Source organism: Echinicola arenosa, from assembly GCF_014841125.1.
Classification (GTDB): domain Bacteria; phylum Bacteroidota; class Bacteroidia; order Cytophagales; family Cyclobacteriaceae; genus Echinicola; species Echinicola arenosa.
Map to the genome: position 1 here is coordinate 255,240 of NZ_JACYTQ010000002.1, position 17,408 is coordinate 272,647.

12 protein-coding genes are annotated in these 17,408 nt (G+C 39.8%); 3 read left to right on the forward strand and 9 right to left on the reverse strand.

Annotated features, from left to right (window positions below):
• Nucleotides 1-35 precede the first annotated feature (35 nt).
• The gene (locus IFO69_RS05875) at nucleotides 36-1,298 is read left to right on the forward strand and encodes a sensor histidine kinase (protein WP_192009151.1); all 1,263 of its coding nucleotides are present in this window, start codon (nucleotides 36-38) and stop codon (nucleotides 1,296-1,298) included.
• Between the two features lie 529 nt (nucleotides 1,299-1,827).
• Here the strand turns inward: IFO69_RS05875 and IFO69_RS05880 are convergent.
• The 4 genes from IFO69_RS05880 to IFO69_RS05895 all read right to left on the reverse strand — a co-directional run bounded on the left by IFO69_RS05880 (nucleotide 1,828) and on the right by IFO69_RS05895 (nucleotide 8,135).
• Nucleotides 1,828-3,261, reverse strand: coding sequence for a TolC family protein (locus IFO69_RS05880; protein WP_192009152.1), 1,434 nt, complete (start codon nucleotides 3,259-3,261; stop codon nucleotides 1,828-1,830).
• A complete protein-coding gene (locus IFO69_RS05885; protein WP_192009153.1) occupies nucleotides 3,254-6,421 on the reverse strand; it encodes an efflux RND transporter permease subunit in 3,168 nt (1,055 codons plus the stop codon). The genes IFO69_RS05880 and IFO69_RS05885 overlap by 8 nt, the downstream gene beginning before the upstream one ends.
• 27 nt (nucleotides 6,422-6,448) lie before the next feature.
• Nucleotides 6,449-7,534, reverse strand: coding sequence for an efflux RND transporter periplasmic adaptor subunit (locus IFO69_RS05890; RefSeq protein WP_192009154.1), 1,086 nt, complete (start codon nucleotides 7,532-7,534; stop codon nucleotides 6,449-6,451).
• A gap of 178 nt (nucleotides 7,535-7,712) precedes the next feature.
• Nucleotides 7,713-8,135 carry a hypothetical protein gene (locus IFO69_RS05895; RefSeq protein WP_192009155.1) on the reverse strand — a complete coding sequence of 141 codons (423 nt, stop codon included), beginning with the start codon at nucleotides 8,133-8,135 and terminating at the stop codon, nucleotides 7,713-7,715.
• A gap of 501 nt (nucleotides 8,136-8,636) precedes the next feature.
• Here IFO69_RS05895 and IFO69_RS05900 point away from each other — a divergent pair.
• Together IFO69_RS05900 and IFO69_RS05905 are read left to right on the forward strand one after the other, a co-directional pair.
• Complete coding sequence (locus IFO69_RS05900; protein ID WP_192009156.1) at nucleotides 8,637-10,577, forward strand: HAD-IIIC family phosphatase; 1,941 nt, start codon at nucleotides 8,637-8,639, stop codon at nucleotides 10,575-10,577.
• 83 nt (nucleotides 10,578-10,660) lie between these two features.
• On the forward strand, nucleotides 10,661-11,329 hold the full coding sequence (locus IFO69_RS05905) for a LuxR C-terminal-related transcriptional regulator (RefSeq protein WP_225444022.1): 669 nt from the start codon (nucleotides 10,661-10,663) through the stop codon (nucleotides 11,327-11,329).
• A gap of 34 nt (nucleotides 11,330-11,363) precedes the next feature.
• Here IFO69_RS05905 and IFO69_RS05910 read toward each other — a convergent pair whose 3' ends face one another.
• From IFO69_RS05910 to IFO69_RS05930, 5 genes are all read right to left on the reverse strand, one after another.
• A complete protein-coding gene (locus tag IFO69_RS05910; RefSeq protein ID WP_192009157.1) occupies nucleotides 11,364-12,368 on the reverse strand; it encodes an adenosine kinase in 1,005 nt (334 codons plus the stop codon).
• A 38-nt stretch (nucleotides 12,369-12,406) separates the two neighbouring features.
• Entirely contained in the window at nucleotides 12,407-13,570 is a 1,164-nt protein-coding gene (locus IFO69_RS05915) for a hypothetical protein (protein ID WP_192009158.1), read from the reverse strand.
• 88 nt (nucleotides 13,571-13,658) lie between these two features.
• The gene (locus tag IFO69_RS05920; protein ID WP_192009159.1) at nucleotides 13,659-13,907 is read right to left on the reverse strand and encodes a hypothetical protein; all 249 of its coding nucleotides are present in this window, start codon (nucleotides 13,905-13,907) and stop codon (nucleotides 13,659-13,661) included.
• A 226-nt stretch (nucleotides 13,908-14,133) separates the two neighbouring features.
• Nucleotides 14,134-15,447 (reverse strand): 30S ribosomal protein S12 methylthiotransferase RimO, encoded by a 1,314-nt coding sequence (gene rimO / locus IFO69_RS05925; RefSeq protein ID WP_192009824.1) that lies wholly within the window; start codon nucleotides 15,445-15,447, stop codon nucleotides 14,134-14,136.
• A 178-nt stretch (nucleotides 15,448-15,625) separates the two neighbouring features.
• On the reverse strand, nucleotides 15,626-17,092 hold the full coding sequence (locus IFO69_RS05930; protein ID WP_192009160.1) for a Gfo/Idh/MocA family protein: 1,467 nt from the start codon (nucleotides 17,090-17,092) through the stop codon (nucleotides 15,626-15,628).
• Nucleotides 17,093-17,408: the final 316 nt, after the last annotated feature.

Sequence of the window (17,408 nt, forward strand, 5' to 3'; positions counted from 1 at the left end):
TATTTGCCCATCTTTATATAATAGGCGAATATACTTTGAGCCTATATATTGCTGTCATCATACTTTTTCAAACGGTTTGGCTTATCCGCTTTTTAAACAAAACCAACCGTAAAATCGCCTTTTTCTTCAATGCCATTGAAAACAATGACTCCACCATCAACTTTCCTTATGACATTAAGACAAGATCCATCCGAGAACTCAATTCAAGCCTAAACAGGGTAAACAAGCTCCTTCAGGAGGCCAAAATCAATATCAAAGAACAGGAACAATATTACCAAACCATTCTGGAAGAAGCCGAAACAGGAATCCTTGTCTTGAATGGAACCGGACATATTATTCACTCGAACAAAACAGCCAGGCAGCTATTGAATTATCCACACCTGACACACATTCAACAGCTTCAGCCTATCAGTGAAAGCCTTTTCCAAACCCTTCAAAAGCAACAAAGCTTCGATCAGAAATTGATCCAAATACCCAATGAACGAGAAAGTATTCATCTCACTGCCAAGGCTAGAAAACTAATTCTCAAAGAGGAAAATCTGCTCATCGTGGTCATTCAGAATATCCACAAGGAACTGGATAACCAAGAAGTCGAATCATGGCAACGCTTGATCAGGGTGCTGACTCATGAAATCATGAACTCTGTTGCCCCTATTACCTCTATTTCCGAAACCCTTTTGGGATATTTCAAAAAAGACGGAGAATTGGTCAAACCAGCATCAATCACCCAAGAAAAAGTTAAGCAAGCCGTCAAGGCCCTGGATACCATCAATTACCAGGGGAGCAACTTAATGAAGTTTACCGATTCTTACAGAACATTGACCAAAATCCCTGAACCAGACAAAAAGCTGCTGAACGTGAGATCCATTTTCGAAACCGTCAGGATACTGGTCAGCCAAGAAGATAGTGTAGATAGGATTTCCTTCAAAACAACCATTGCCCCTAAGGAATTAGAGGTTTATGCCGATGAAAAGTTAATCACCCTAGTGCTGCTCAACTTGATCAAAAACGCCATTCATTCACTGGCTGATCAGGACAATGGGCAGATTGAATTATCAGGAGAGAAAGATGAGCTAGGTCGGCTCGCACTTATGGTGAGTGATAATGGCCCCGGAATTTCACCATGTATGCTCCAAAAAATATTTGTCCCCTTTTTTACCACCAAAAAAGACGGATCAGGAATTGGGCTAAGCCTATCCAAGCATATCATGAAGCTGCATCATGGCAGTATAGAGGTCAAGTCTAAACCACAGGTCAAAACAATCTTTTCACTGCATTTCCAGCAGGGATTGGGCTAATGAATATTTTCAATTATACTGATGTCCGCTTTTTGGCTATACTTAAAATCCACAGATAAGGGAATATACATTTAGACTTCTTTAACAAAACAATCAGTGAACGGGAATTACAAATTCCTAAGATATGAGGATGAATAGGCTTACTTTACCCAGTTGGCGTGAGATTGCGTAATTTGTGTGTAAAAACTGGATGATCATATTAAAATTTAACATTTTTAACGTTCTAGTATAACCTATATTTAACCCCTATTTAAGCCGTGTTTAACTCGTGTTTAACCCGTGTATTAGCCGTGTTTCTACTATAAAAGAGTTATGTAATACTCGTAGTTAAGTATAGTGTTATCAAGGGAATGACTATGGACACTTCCTCTGCTCCCCAAAAAAATGCTTGATCCCATATCGACAATTAACTAAGAATAATACAAAAAAATCCTCAAAGCCAAAGGCCTTGAGGATTTTACATCAATTATTCAGTCTATAATAAATTAATCTTGAACTGAACAGCTACGAACACATTGGCATTATTGCATTAATTCCAACCTCCACCTAAAGCCTGGTAGACATTGACCAATGCGTTCATTTGCGCCCTTTTGGTTTCAACCAATTCAAATTTTGATTCCAAAGCATCTCTTTGCGTCAACAACACTTCCATGTAATCAGCCCGAGCCGATCTGAAAAGATTATTGGAGATATCTATGGATTGGGTCAGTGCCTCCACCTCCTTGGCTTTCAAATCATAACTTTGTTCTAAATTATTGATTTTAGCCAGCTGATTGGATACTTCTACATAAGCATTCAAGATGGTTTTCTCATAATTGAAAATGGCTTGAATCTGCTTTGCATTGGCACTTTTATAATCCGCTTTGATGGCATTTCTGTTGATCAAGGGAGCGGTTAAATCCCCCGCCAAGGAGTACAACAAAGATTCTGGAGTTTTGATCAAATAGGAAGGGTTAAATGCCTGAAAACCTATCCCCGCCGAAATTCCTAAGGAAGGGTAAAACCGAGCCTTGGCTACCTTTACATCCAGTTTGGCAGCTTCCAGCTCCATTTCTGCCTGCCTTACATCAGGGCGGTTCTCCAACAACTGTGATGGAATTCCTGCCTGAACGGCTTTAGGTACCAAATCACTGAAAGCCTGAGGACTTCTTTCTATATGCTGTGGATATCTACCAACTAAGAAATTGATTTTGTTCTCTGTGATAGCAATTTCCTGTTGGATATCATATTGGAGACTCTTGGTATGAAACACTTCTGCTTGGAACTTTCTCACTGCCAGTTCCGTCACTCGGGCGGCTTGTTTCTGCAGCTTGACAATTTCCAGCGCATTACTCTGGATCTCAATATTCCTCTTTACAATTTCCAACTGATTATCCAACGCAAGTAATTCGTAATAGGAATTTGCAATCTCTGCAATCAAATTGGTCACCATAAAATTCCTTCCCTCTACTGAAGAAAGGTACCTGGCCACTGCTGCACGCTTGGCATTGTGTAGCTTGCCCCAAACATCCAGTTCCCAAGTAGCAAAGGCTCCTACCATATAATCCTGCAAAGGATCTGGCATTTCCCTACCGGGCTCAATTTCAGTGGTGGCCTCGCTGGCTCCTCTGCTCGTGTATCTTCCTGGCTTATCTACACCAGCTCCGGCCTTGATGTCCACAAAAGGCAAATACTCCCCTTTTCTGGCCCTTACCTCATTTCTCGATATTTCAATTTCCTGCATGATCACATTCAATTCCTGATTGTTTTTCAAAGCAGTATCAATCAAGGCATTCAAATGAGGGTCTGTAAAATAATCTGCCCATTGGACCTTGGCAACATTGACCGTATCCTGTGAGCCATTAAAGCTCACAGGCACGTCCGTATTAGCAGCCCTTTCCACTACTGATGGAGTTTTACAGGCCGACAACAACATAGTCGATCCTGCCACCACCATACATATATTTACTATTCTATTAAGCATCTTCATGGTCATATTCTTCAGTTAAAGGGACTTCATCTTCATCTTGAATCAGGTGACGGCCATCTGCCAGTTTACCGAATATATAGTACAGGCCAGGAACAATAATTACCCCGAACACTGTACCGAACAACATTCCTCCAAGGGCTGAGGCACCTATCGTACGGTTACCAATGGCTCCCGCTCCAGTTGCAATAATCAACGGAATCAAGCCTGCAATAAAAGCAAAAGAAGTCATCAAGATTGGTCGGAAACGGACTTTGGCACCTTCAATCGCAGCATCAAGGATGCTCGCACCCTGCTGTCGTTTCTGTACGGCAAATTCCACGATCAACACGGCATTTTTACCCAAGAGACCTATCAACATGATCAGACCAATCTGCGCATAGATATCATTATCCAAGCCCATCAGTTTAAGCAGCATAAAGGAACCGAACACCCCGACTGGAAGTGAGAAGACCACTGCCAATGGAATGATGAAACTTTCATACTGCGCAGCCAATACAAAGTACACAAACACAAGTACCACCAAAAAGACATACAATGATTCATTTCCTCTATTGGATTCATCATAGGACAATCCTTCCCAGGCTATGTCATAATCCTTTGGCAAAGTTTGAGCAGCCACTTCCCGAATGGCCTGAATCGCATCGGCAGTGGTATAACCCTTTGCTGGTAAACCTCTGATGGCTGCTGAATTGTACATATTGAAGCGGGTCACCTCGTTTGGCCCTTGCGTCTTCTTCAATTTCATGAAGGCAGAATATGGCACCATCTCTCCATGATCGTTCTTCACATAGAGGTTCAGTACATCCGATGGAAGCCTTCTGAATTTTGGATCAGACTGAACATATACTTTAAAGAAACGACCAAACTTAATGAAGCCCTGCTCATAAGTACTACCGATCAGAATATTGAGGTTCTCCATGGCTTTACCAATAGATACACCTTTCTGCATGGCCAGTTCATTATCAATCTCCAGTTCATACTGAGGATAGTTGGCAGCAAAGAAGGTAAACAAACCTGTCAACTCTTCTCTCTTGCCCAAATTGTCCATGAACTCTTTATTGATTTTATCAAATTCCTGATAATCAGTATTGGTTGTCTGATCCAACAAACGCATAGAGAAACCACCTGATGAACCGAAACCTGGAATGGCCGGCGGCTCAAAGAATTCTACAATTGCTCCAAGACCTTTGGATTCTTCTTCCAGTTCTTCCATGATTTCTTTCACGGAATGTTCCCTTTCAGACCATGGTTTAAGGTTGATCAAACAGGTACCTGCATTGGATCCCCTACCCTCTGTCATGATCTCATAACCAGCCAATGAGGATACTGATTCTACGCCATCTATTTCCTCACATATTTCCTGCAACTTATGGGAAACCTGGTTGGTTCTTTCCAAAGTGGCACCTGGAGGGGTTTGGATAATGGCATAAATCGTACCCTGATCCTCACTAGGAATAAATCCAGAAGGCAATACTTGGTTTTCTAAAAAGATCCCCACGCCAAAAGCCAACAAAATCGCAAAGGTCAGCCACCTTCTGTTTACAATCTTTTTGAGCAATCCCACATACTTTCCAGTCAGCTTGTCAAATCCACTGTTGAATTTATCCAATGATCTGGTAAGGATATTGCTTTTCTTTTCATGGCCATGATGGTTCTTTAGCAACATGGCACACAATACTGGCGTAAGTGTCAAGGCAATCAATGCAGAAATCACAATGGAACTGGCCATCGTAATAGAGAACTGACGATAGAAGGTACCTACCGGCCCAGACATAAAGGAAATCGGCAAGAATACAGACACCATCACCATGGTAATCGCGATAATCGCACCACTGATTTCTCCCAAAACTCTTTTTACAGCTTGGTAAGGGGTTAGATGAGGGAATTCCTCCATCTTGGCATGGACAGCCTCCACCACCACAATCGCATCATCGACCACAATACCAATTGCAAGCACCAAAGCAAAGAGTGTCACCAGGTTGATCGAAAGCCCAAAGAATTGGATCACAAAGAATGCCCCGATCAGGGAGACGGGCACCGCCAGAATAGGAATCAATGTCGATCGCCAATCTCCAAGGAATATGAATACTACCAAGGCTACCAAAATAAAGGCATCCCGCAAAGTATGAATCACTTGCTCAATGGAAGCATCCAGAAATTTAGACACGTCATAACTGATTTTGTAATCCATCCCAGGAGGAAATGAAGCTTTCATTTCTTCCACCTTATTCTTCACTTCTTCAATTACATCACTGGCATTACTGCCATAGTTTTGCTTCAATACAATGGCTGCTGACGGGTGACCATCAAGGTTGGAGTAAATATCGAAGAACTCACTACCCAACTCCACTTTACCAATATCCTTGAGGTGAATACTTTCCCCTTCTGCATTGGCCCGAATAATGACATTTTCATATTGCTCCGGCTCATTATACCTGCCTTTATAGGTCAACACATATTCCAATGATTGCGCTTCAATCCCGGAACTTCTACCCAAACGACCGGGACGCCCCACTATACTTTGCTCCTGCAAAGCTTCCATTACTTCATCAATGGAAATATCATAAGCTCTCATGCGGTCAGGGTTCAACCAAACCCTCATGGCATATCTACGGCTACCCAATATCTGTGCTCTGGCCACACCTTTGATCCGGTTGATTTCCGGGATCATTTTCACATTGGCGTAGTTGTACAGGAATTTCTCATCCATGCTCTTATCCTTTGCATAGAGGTTGACATACATCAACATACTTGGCTGGATAGGCGTAATTACTACCCCCTCTCGCTGGACCAGTTCCGGTAAGAGGGGCATGACCTGGTCAACCCTGGTCTTTACCCGTATTACGGCTTGGTTAGGATCTGTTCCAGGTTCAAAAATAACACGTAACGTAGCCTCACCAGCACTGGTGGCATCCGTTGCCATGTACCGCATCCCTTGAACACCATTGATGGAATTTTCCAAAGTGATCAATGTAGATTTCACCAGTACATCGGCACTGGCTCCGGGATAAGCGATGAATATATTTACAGTAGTAGGTGCAATTTGCGGGAACTGAGAGATCGGCAATTGCTTAATCGACAACCCTCCCACAAAAACGATGATGACCGAAATGACTATAGCAAATACAGGCCTATGAATAAATTTTTTAAACATTGCTTCTGTTTGTTTTAGGGTGTCCGATTATTCCGCATACAGATCCAATTCTGACAATGCAGTTTTGGGATCCACGAATTCGTACTTGATTTCGTCATTCTCTCTAACCAGCCGTAAACCGTCCAACAAGATCTTGTCATTTACTTCTAAGCCATCTTGAATAATGTAGATATGTGGCATTTCAGCTGCAATGGTGATCGCTCTGGAATGAAGTACATTTTCTTCATCTAGCACATAGACATAGTTCTTATCCAGTACTTCAAAAGTTGCTTTTTGAGGAATGATCATGGCATCTTTAAAAGCCACTCCCATCAAGATACTCCCTGTCTCCCCATGTCTCAAAAGCCCATTGGGGTTAGGAAATGTTGCTCTAAAAGGGATATTACCAGTCTCATGATTGAAGTCTGCCTCAATGGTCTCTACTTTTCCTGGGTATTCAAACACCTTATTATTGGCCATCAAAAGGCTTACATTCGTGGTACTGTCCTTTTTGACGTTGCTCATATAATCTAAATACTCTGCTTCAGGCACATTGTAATAAACCCACATTTTACTGTTATCCGATAAGTGAGTCAGCAATTCTCCCTCATCAATTAAGCTCCCTAACCGCACATGGAAACGGTCAATAATCCCGTCAAAAGGAGCTCGGATTTCAGTAAACTGTAAATGAACTTCGGCCAATGCTTCCTCTGCTTTGGCTTTATCCAATTTGGCTTTGGCCATGGCCAACTCATTAGGAGCCACCACATCCTTGTCTGCAAGGGACTTGGTATTTTGATATTCGATCTCAGCAAACTCTACTTCTGCTTTGGCTCTTTTAAGCTCAGCTTCGTAAAGTTTTGGCATGATACGGAATAACAGTTGCCCCTTTTTCACAAACTGGCCTTCATCCACTAGGATGTCTTCCAAGTAACCTCTTTCTTGAGCCCGTAGCTCGATATGACTAATAGAGTGAATTTGACAGACATAGTCTTCAGTAAGGGTGGTGTCCATTTTAATAGGACTGGTTACCAGAAACTCTGTCTCTTCTTCGTGCTTTGCTTCACCTTTTGTTGAACAGCTTGTATGCCACAATAAGGCACCCAAACTCATAAACATGAGCGTTCTCTTCATAATAATTTGGTTTAAAAACGATAAGGTTTTTGTTGATTAATTTCGAAATTGGGTGTGCGCAAATACGGCACACAATGACATTCAGCGCATACAAAAGCCACTGATGCCAGGTGATTTTGGGGTAATCAATAAGTAATTAAAGGGGATGGGGTGATATGATCACCTTGGGAAATTCATATCATATGACAAACACTTGCAAAACAAGGTGTATCCTATATGATGAGTTATTAAAAAGATGCTTACTGATGTGTAAGCCATTGGTAATGGATTGGATTAAATATCCAGAAGAGAACGCATAAAAAATAGCAGTAAAGTAGCTGCTATCTGCTAAATATTTATTTGAAACAGTGAATTCATCATCCTTTTCTTCAATTTCCAAAACATCCAGACCATAGTCCTTCGTTTTGTCTGTTAAAGACTTTTTGATGATAAAAGACTCATGGCTCATTTCAGCACTAATTTGGGACTGATCCAGTTCTCCAAAAGCACCTTCTGCGGCATGAATTATCCCTTCCTGTATGTGATGAGCATACAGCTGACTGTATCCACTAGAGAGCAGAATACAAAGCGATAGAAGGAATCTGATTACAAATTTTATCATCCGGCGTCAAATCTACGTAAAGATAATTTCTCAGTCAAGAGTAGATATATTTAAATTATCTTTACCAAATCTTCTTTCTTACATGAGGCAACTGTGTTCAAACACTTTTTACACCCACCTCATTTTAAGCTAATTGGGAAGATTTATTTTGTTTAAACCAAATCTACTTTTATAAAGTTCGTTCTTAATCAAGCAAGATTCATTTGCTATATTATTCCTACATAAGCATAAAAAGAGCTTGTTGAAAAATAAATTATCAACTCAAATACTATTCATTTAATCCAAATTAAATATTTCTATTATCCTAATTTCTCGATATTTGACTTTATTTTCCGATAGTTTTTCATGTCAAATTAAAGAACCACTATTTTTATAAAATACATTATTAATATTTCAAAATACTTTTTTATATATTTGTAATGGTTTTTAAAAATGTTTTTCACTATATTAATATAAAAACCAACCCTTTTTGAAAGATAATTAACTTAAACCCAAATAAACATGAATACTGTAGCGCCAAAGGTCGAAAAGATCAAATTGGTCATATGGGATTTAGATGAAACTTTTTGGCATGGCACCCTAAGTGAAGAAGGAATCAGGCCTAATGAAAAAAACATCGAACTTGTAAAGACCTTATCTAAAAGAGGAATACTCAATAGTATTGTTTCTAAAAACAACTATGATCAAGCCAAGCAAAAATTAGAAGAGCTGGGAATTTGGGATTATTTTGTATTTCCCTCAATCGCATGGAGTCCAAAAGGAACATTGATCAAGGAGCTCATTACAAAGTGTCAATTGCGAGACAACAATGTCATGTTTTTGGATGACAACCATTCCAACCTAGAAGAAGCAAAATATTATAATCCAAACATTCATGTCCACCTACCTGAGTTTATTGATGAAATACTGCTTCATGAAGCATTTGCCGGTAAAGATGACATGAATCTTTCAAGGCTTAACCAATACAAAGTATTAGAAAAAAAGTTTGAGGCTAGTCGCAAACATGATAGCAATATTGATTTCTTAAAGGCCTCTAATATTAAGGTCCTCTTGATTACCAAACTTGAAAATCACCTGGACAGAATTCATGAATTGCTTGACCGTACCAATCAACTCAACTTCACTAAAAAACGACTTAGCCAAGATGAAATCCAAAAACTAATCACCGACCCAAACCTTAACTGTGCCTTGGTGAAAGTAGTGGACAATTTTGGAGACTATGGTTTAGTGGGCTTCTATGCTTATCATAGAATCAATCATCAATTGGTCCATTTTGTGTTTTCATGCCGAATCCTAAACCTTGGTATTCCGCAATACCTATTTGCTAAATTAGATTTTCCAATACTCAAAACAATCCCTGAAGTAGCAGAGAACCTAGACGACTCGACACCAAATTGGATAACAGAAATAGAAAGCAACATCCAAAAGCCTTTCGCCCCCATTAAACAAAGTAATTCACAGCTAATTCGAATTCTGTACAGAGGAACATGTGATTTCAAACAAACTTTATTCTACCTCTCAAACAGTGGAATCAATGTAAAACAAGAAACCAATTATGTCACTAACAATCTCCCGATTTACCAAACCCACACCCAAACACTTGTCAATCAACTAGAACTCTCTAAGGGGTTGATTGCTGAGATCTGCCAATCTCATTTCATTCCTTTTCTGGATAAAGCTTATTTTGAAAGTGTGGTTTTCGAAGGGAACTATGATTGTTTGGTCTATAACCTACAAACCGATTACATTCAACAGGTCTACCGACATCGGCAATTAAACTACCAATTACCACTTGGAACAGACAATGAAGTTTTGACCAAGGCAGAAAAACATCCCTACATACTTCAAAAATTGAAGGCTAGAGGACTAAATAAAATTAATAAAAGTACCCTTAAGCAGTTCAGTGAAGCCTTCATCGATATTGGATTGATTGCTCCTGAAGTTTTTTATGAAAACCTGATTAAAATAAGACAAAATATTCCAAATCACATTCCAATTATTTTTATTAATAGCAGTGAAGTTACCCACCCCAAATCCCTTTCTCAAAACTCTTCACTAAGAGCAAAAGAAATGAATCAGGTCCTAGACAAATTCATCAAGGAAAGTCCTAATTCCTATTTATTGGACATGAGGAAAATCATTTCCAAGCCGAGCCAATTTTCTAATTCAATAGGGCAATTCAACCGGGAATCTTATCGGATGATCGCAACCGCCATAATGGAAAAGGTTGGGAAAATAACCCATAAAAAAATCAATTCTAATATCAGCTCCTTTACCTATTTCAAAGGCCAAATAAGAATGTCCATTCTCCAAGCCAAGAACTTCTTCAGAAAATCCATATGGCTTAAAATTAAAAGATTCAATTTCATCTTCGCGATAGATTTATTACCAGAACTAGCCAATTTAGAAATATCATTACTCATAAATAACCCACTATTCTGACATCATAAAACACATTGTAATCTCTTACCCTTTTAGTTTTTCAGCTGTTAAACTGCTATATTTTGGTTTAATATGAAAAACGCATGCTCCATCTCAAGCTTGAGGAACTGATTAAAGAATTAAAGGATAGAAATATCCTGCTCAAAAACAGCATTGATTTCGATGCTTTTGAGCAATGGTGCAATCTAAGCGACCAACTGATCACCCTTCATGACATTGGCAATTACAGGCCTGTATTTATCAACAACGCCTGTAAAACTTTCTATGGTTTTGAAAATAATTTTCTGAAAGGAATGGATTATATCTATTATCTCAAAACAATTCACCCCTCCTACTATCCAACGCTATTTAGATCCCTTACATTTTTCAATGAAGACAAGGAGAAATTTCTTAACCTTACTTACAAGCTAAAAGATGCAAGTGGAAACTGGAGATTAATGGTCGGCATAACCCAAACGGTCACAAGATCCAAAACCGGAAAACCTCTTCATGCCATTTCCATCATCACTCCTCATGAGAACTTTTCTCCTGAAACAGACGCTCCAATCCTATTATTAGAATCACTGACCAAAAGAGAAATGGAAGTTTTCATGAAGTTGATTGAGGGATTGAGTGCCAACGAAACGGCTCATGCGCTATTTATCTCTGAAGAAACAGTCAAAAAACACAAGAAAAATATCTTCAAAAAATTGAAATGCAACAAAATCAGTGAGCTGGTCGCCATGGCATTTGAGCTTGGAGTAAAATATTAAAGGGCAACCATTCTGGTCGCCCTTTAATTATAATCTATAATTCCGGTTTCAGTTTTTCCAACACCTCTTTGGCTTCATGCCACTCCAATCTTGGCCCAAACTGGCTCACAATCCTTGAAGATGCTAGGCTGGCCAGTTTGCCACTTGACGCGTAGGAATGTCCATTGGTGATGCCATATAAAAATGCACCTGCAAACATATCCCCAGCTCCATTGCTATCCACTGCTTCTGTTTTATAAGGTTCAATATCTATAAACGTATCTCCATCATAAATCATCGCACCATTCTTACCTTGGGTAATCACAAAATGCTTGGCAACTTTTTTCAACTCTTCTCTAGCTTCTTGAAGATTATCCTTTCCAGTATAAAGCATTGCCTCTTCTTCATTGGCAAATAAAAGATCCACGCTTGCACCGATCACTTCATCAAATCCTTCTTTGAAGTACTTTACCATAGCTGGATCAGAGAAAGTTAAAGCAACTTTTGTTCCCGACTGTTCAGCCAGCTTCTTGGCTTGCTTCATGGCAGCTTTACCATTGGGAGAAGTTACCAAATACCCTTCTATATAGAGGTATTCGGCATCATTGATTATCGCTTCATTGATATCCTTGGTGGAAAATTCTTGGGTAATGCCCAAAAAGGTATTCATGGTTCTTTCTGCATCATCAGTTACCATTACCAGGCATTTCCCTGTAATTCCCTCTTCCAAAGCCTCCACATTGAGATTATGGTCTACTCCAGAAGCTTTTAAATCCTCCACAAAAAACTTACCCAATGTATCATTGGCAACCTTACAATTATAGTATGAGCTTCCCCCAAACTGACTTACAGCAATGATGGAATTAGCTGCAGATCCTCCACATTGTTTCTTGGCCTCAGCTGTATCAATCACCTTCATCAGCTCATTTTGCCTTTCCTCATCCACTAAAGTCATCAGGCCTTTTTCCACACCATTAGCTGATAAAAAGGCGTCAGAAACCTGAAACTCCATATCCACTAGGGCATTGCCCATACCGACTACATTATACTTCTTATTCATATTTTATGCTATCAAAGCCTTACGGCCATTTACAATTCCTATTCAAAAATCTTATGACGCTCAAAGGGTTTTTCCCTATCAAACAAATACCTATAGGTATGATGCGTCTTATATATTACTGCATTCAATTGCTCACAAACACGCATCATCTTCGGGCTAAAGTCCCCGATCCAGTTCATCTCTATGGTTTCATAAGGAAAGGAGGGCTGACCCGACATATCATTGTACTTTTTCACCATAGCACTTTCTACCCCCTTACCTTGATGATCAGGCACCACCCCGAAAACCAAGCCTAGCATCTTATTAGGCGGATTGAATAGCTTATGGTACAGAAATTTGAGTTTACCAATCCAGTCCAATTTACCATTCACATGCTTGAATATCTGATTAAGTTCAGGTATGGAAATAAAAAAACTAATTGGTTCATTTTTATAAAAACCAAAGTAAATCAACTTTTCATCCAAAACAGGTTTTAGTTTTTTCAACATCAACTGAGCCTCTTTGATGGACATGGTTTTGCCCATATGTCTCGCCCAAGCTTTGTTATAGACAGTAACAAAATACTCGGGAAATTTCTCTTTCAACTCTTTACCTTTCAGATACCTGTAATTATAATCGGGATCATCTATGGTAATGGCTGCTCTCTTGTGAAATTTCGGATCAAAGTCAACACCTTTTACTGGCCTCATATAAGTATACTGCTTAAAGTATACCTTAAAACCATACTCCTCAAAGAACTGCTGGTAATACGCAAAGTTCCAGGGCATATTATAATTGGCAGGAGAAAAACCATCCACTAACAATCCCCACCATTTGTCCCGCTCACCAAAGTTCACAGGGCCATCCATCGCCTCCATACCCTGCTCTTCTAACCAAGACTTAGCGGTATCAAACAGAAGGAATGCCGCTTCCTGATCATCAATACATTCAAAAAAGCCCATACCACCAGTAGGTTGCTTATCTTTCCATTTTGGATTGGTGAAAGCCGCGATTCTGCCTATAGTCTCTCCTTTTTCATTTTTTAGCAACCAACGTTTTGCTTTGGCTCCTTTTCTGAAGAGCTTATTGGTTTCTTCATGGAACAAACTTTCAATATCGGTATCAATGGGTTGAATCCAATTCTTTTCGTTTTTATATAACCTTACTGCCATATCCAAAAACTCCTTGGCAAGAGCAGGGTTGGTCACCTCCAATAACTTCATGGTAATGGGTGTTTTTTTGAAAGGCTAAAAATAGGGAGTTTGAAGGGAAAGAAAAAGAAGCCTGTACTTAAGCTCTTCCGATATGCAATTATTTCTTAAACATCAGCTCCTGCACGTATTTAAAACGTATAAAACCCCAAGACTTAACAAACTCTTCACGGTTCACCAAGCCTTTGGATTTCAGTCTACGATAATCCCAGACAGGACGGTAAACAAAAAAGTAAAGTACAAACAAAACAAAAAAATTGCCCCAACCTATATAATCATATAGGAACAGTTGCATCACAATCATCATGGGCAAAATAGTCACTAAGTGATAAGCTACTAGCTTTTTCATATTTGCTAATCCTTTTATCAAAACTATTTTCAGCCCAAAGACCTTTAAGGACTTCAGGTTATTTGGGGTAAACTTGGGAACCAAACATAAATCGATTTATATACTTTTTCCCAAAGCAATAACTTTAATATAAGGAAATCTATTTAAAATATGAGGTTATAATCAAAAAACATGAAGGCCAATTCAATGAACCGGCCTTCTTGCTTTGGTCTATAATATCATAATTTTAGTTAATCACATCTCCATAAAGGTCAAATTCAGTAGCCTCCTTTATCTTGACATCCACAAAATCACCTATTCGGCAATAGTGCTTTGAAGCATCAATCAACACTTCATTGTCGACTTCCACAGAATCATACTCAGTTCTCCCCACAAAGTACCCATTCTCTTTTTTGTCTACTAGTACCTTAAAGTTTTTTCCGACTTTTTCCTGATTAAGATCAAAAGAAATCTGCTCCTGGACCTCCATCAAGTGATTTGCTCTTGCTTGCTTCTCTTCCTGTGGGACATCATCCTTCATGGAAAATGCATGGGTATCTTCTTCGTGGCTATAAGTAAACACCCCTAAACGCTCAAACTTCATTCTTTCCACAAAGTCCACCATCTCTTGAAACTCTTTTTCTCCTTCACCTGGGTGCCCTGCTATCAAGGTTGTCCTGATGGCAATACCTGGAATCTTCTCCCTAATACGATGGATCAATTCTTCCTGTTTCTCCCTGCTCGTGCCTCTCCTCATTACCTTTAACACTTCGCTGGAACCATGTTGAAGAGGAATATCCAAATAGTTACATATATTAGGATGGTCCGCCATCACATCAATGACGTCCATTGGGAAACCTGTTGGGTAAGCATAGTGCAGTCTCACCCAATCAATTCCATTGACATCGGCCAAGGATGTCATCAAATCTGCCAGACGCCTCTTTTTATAGAGGTCCAACCCATAGTAAGTGGAGTCTTGGGCAATCAATAACAACTCCTTAGTACCATTGGCAGCCTTGTGCTCAGCTTCTTTGACCAACTCTTCAATTGGCTTAGAAACATGGCCACCGCGCATCAAGGGTATAGCACAAAAAGAACATGGCCTGTCGCAGCCTTCAGAAATCTTCATGTAAGCGTAATGGGAAGGATGTGTCAACAAACGTTCTCCAACCAATTCATGCTTGTAATCCGCTTTGAATTTTTTCAAAAGTGCTGGAAGGTCTCTGGTACCAAAGAAAGCATCCACTTGAGGAATTTCCTTCTCCAGGTCATCCTTATATCTTTGGGATAGGCAACCTGTCACATAAACCTTCTCGACCAAGCCTTTTTCCTTGGCATCCACATATTGCAATATGGTGTCTACAGACTCCTGCTTGGCATTATCTATAAACCCACAAGTATTAATGATAACGATATTATTATCTTTCTGCTGAGACTCATGAGACACCGCTATCCCATTCCCCTTCAACTGTGTGAGCATCACTTCTGAATCCACCAAATTTTTGGAGCACCCCATGGTGATGATATTCACCTTATCTTTTTTTAACGTTCTCGCCTTCAAATCTTTTCTGCTTTCCTGCAAAAGTACAAAAAGTTAAACAATACGCATGATGTGTTGCCATTTAAGTATTACTTGACCCCATTGCATCAACACCATCCTCTTAAGCCTCATAAAAAACAAAACAGGCCATGACTTAGTGCCATGACCTGTTTGATCATATTTTCGGTACTTGAAGCAATTATACTTCCCAGCCTTGACGGTATTCTCTACCTACAAACTGATTGGCTTCTTCCAAATTGGTGATTCTCATTTTTTCACCATCCCAAAGCAATTTCTTTCTGCCATAATATTCCGTTCTGCCTTTAGCATTTTCTTTCCTAAGCATATAACTACGGATAGCCAAGTTCCCCATTAATACCGTCTCCGTCATAGGGCCGGCATAATCAAATGATGAGGTAAGTTCTCTATGCTCCTTACTTCCAAAACCTGCTTTACAGGCATCCACCCACTTGCGTTGATGACCATATTCCGGTTCTGGGAAGTCCTCAGTTTGTGGACCAAACTCCGTGGTACCATCATTATAATACAGCTTCGGCATTAGAGGTGAACTGTCATTGATATTGGTTGAAATAATTCCTTTATCTCCTATGATCAGAACGCCGTTTGCACTTTCAGCCCCTCCGATATCATGATCTGCCGGGATAATATCAGGGTGAGCTGGACGGATACCTCCATCACTCCAAGTCATCTCAATTGGTGACTTGCTCTTTTCTGTAGCATCAAAGTGAAGGGTAATGAAAGACGACGCAGGACAACCTTCAGGATGATAATCAGGCGTCCACATTTGGCTGTAAACTGCGCCCACACTACATTCTGCATCTTTTGGATAATGTAATCCCAATGTACGGAAAGGAATATCCACCAAGTGACATCCTACATCCCCAAGGGCACCTGTGCCATATTCCCACCAACCTCTCCAGTTGAATGGATGGATATTAGGCGTATAAGGAATCTTCTTAGAGGGGCCTAACCAAAGATCCCAAGCCAAATCATCAGGCTTTTTACTAGGTGCTGGTTCAGGAAAAGCATTACCTTGTGGCCATACCGGACGGTTGGTCCATATCTGTACCTTGGATACGGAACCTATCTTTCCTGAATCAATCCAGTCCTGTACGATTTGTAGATAAGGATTCGAACCCCCTTGGTTCCCCATTTGGGTAACGATTTTTTCATCCCTAGCCATCTGCGTAAGCATTCTGGCCTCACGGATATTATGGGTCATGGGCTTCTGTACATAACAATGCACACCTCTCTCCATGGCATACTTAGCCGCTGGACCATGAACATGATCAGGGGTAGAAATGGTCACCGCATCAATATCCTTTTCGTTATCCAGCATCTCCCTGTAATCCGCATACAATTTGGCATTAGGGAAATTCTTCACCGACTGTGAAGCAGATCCTGAAAAATCCACATCACAAAGTGCCACTACGCGCTCGCGGCCATTAACCGAAGCATTTTTGATATCACTGGCGCCTTTTCCACCTGCACCAATAGCTGCGATATTCAACTGATCACTCGGAGCGGTGAAACCCACGCCTCCCAAGACATGTCTCGGTACAATTAAAACTGAAGATGCCAAAGCGGCATTTTTAATGAAATTTCTACGCGAGTTATTCTCTTCCGATTTTTTTGATTTTTCCATTGGTTATAAACTGTTGGGTTAAGTGCTTAATCGAATTACCAACCGTAATTTAGGCATTTTTATTTCTAGACCACTACTATTTCATGATATTGTTTCTTTCAAAATTCTTCCGAATTAAAAATACACATCAAGCGACAATATTCATTTATTCAAATCTTGCCGAAACTCTTTACCTCCGATAAAACCTCCTATATTTCACTAAAATCTAGTAAAAAGTTGAAAAACATCTATTTTCTAAAACTATAAATGGAGCACACGGGGTGCTCCATTTTTCATATTAAATAAATATTAATTGTATGCCTTGGATTTAAACTAT

Coding starts and splice junctions, on each gene's coding strand:
- IFO69_RS05885 (WP_192009153.1), bottom strand. CDS start 6,421: ATGTTTAAAAAATTTATTCATAGGCCTGTATTTGCTATAGTCATTTCG.
- IFO69_RS05930 (WP_192009160.1), bottom strand. CDS start 17,092: ATGGAAAAATCAAAAAAATCGGAAGAGAATAACTCGCGTAGAAATTTC.
- IFO69_RS05910 (WP_192009157.1), bottom strand. CDS start 12,368: ATGAATAAGAAGTATAATGTAGTCGGTATGGGCAATGCCCTAGTGGAT.
- IFO69_RS05915 (WP_192009158.1), bottom strand. CDS start 13,570: ATGAAGTTATTGGAGGTGACCAACCCTGCTCTTGCCAAGGAGTTTTTG.
- IFO69_RS05920 (WP_192009159.1), bottom strand. CDS start 13,907: ATGAAAAAGCTAGTAGCTTATCACTTAGTGACTATTTTGCCCATGATG.
- IFO69_RS05890 (WP_192009154.1), bottom strand. CDS start 7,534: ATGAAGAGAACGCTCATGTTTATGAGTTTGGGTGCCTTATTGTGGCAT.
- IFO69_RS05880 (WP_192009152.1), bottom strand. CDS start 3,261: ATGCTTAATAGAATAGTAAATATATGTATGGTGGTGGCAGGATCGACT.
- IFO69_RS05895 (WP_192009155.1), bottom strand. CDS start 8,135: ATGATAAAATTTGTAATCAGATTCCTTCTATCGCTTTGTATTCTGCTC.
- IFO69_RS05905 (WP_225444022.1), top strand. CDS start 10,661: ATGCTCCATCTCAAGCTTGAGGAACTGATTAAAGAATTAAAGGATAGA.
- IFO69_RS05900 (WP_192009156.1), top strand. CDS start 8,637: ATGAATACTGTAGCGCCAAAGGTCGAAAAGATCAAATTGGTCATATGG.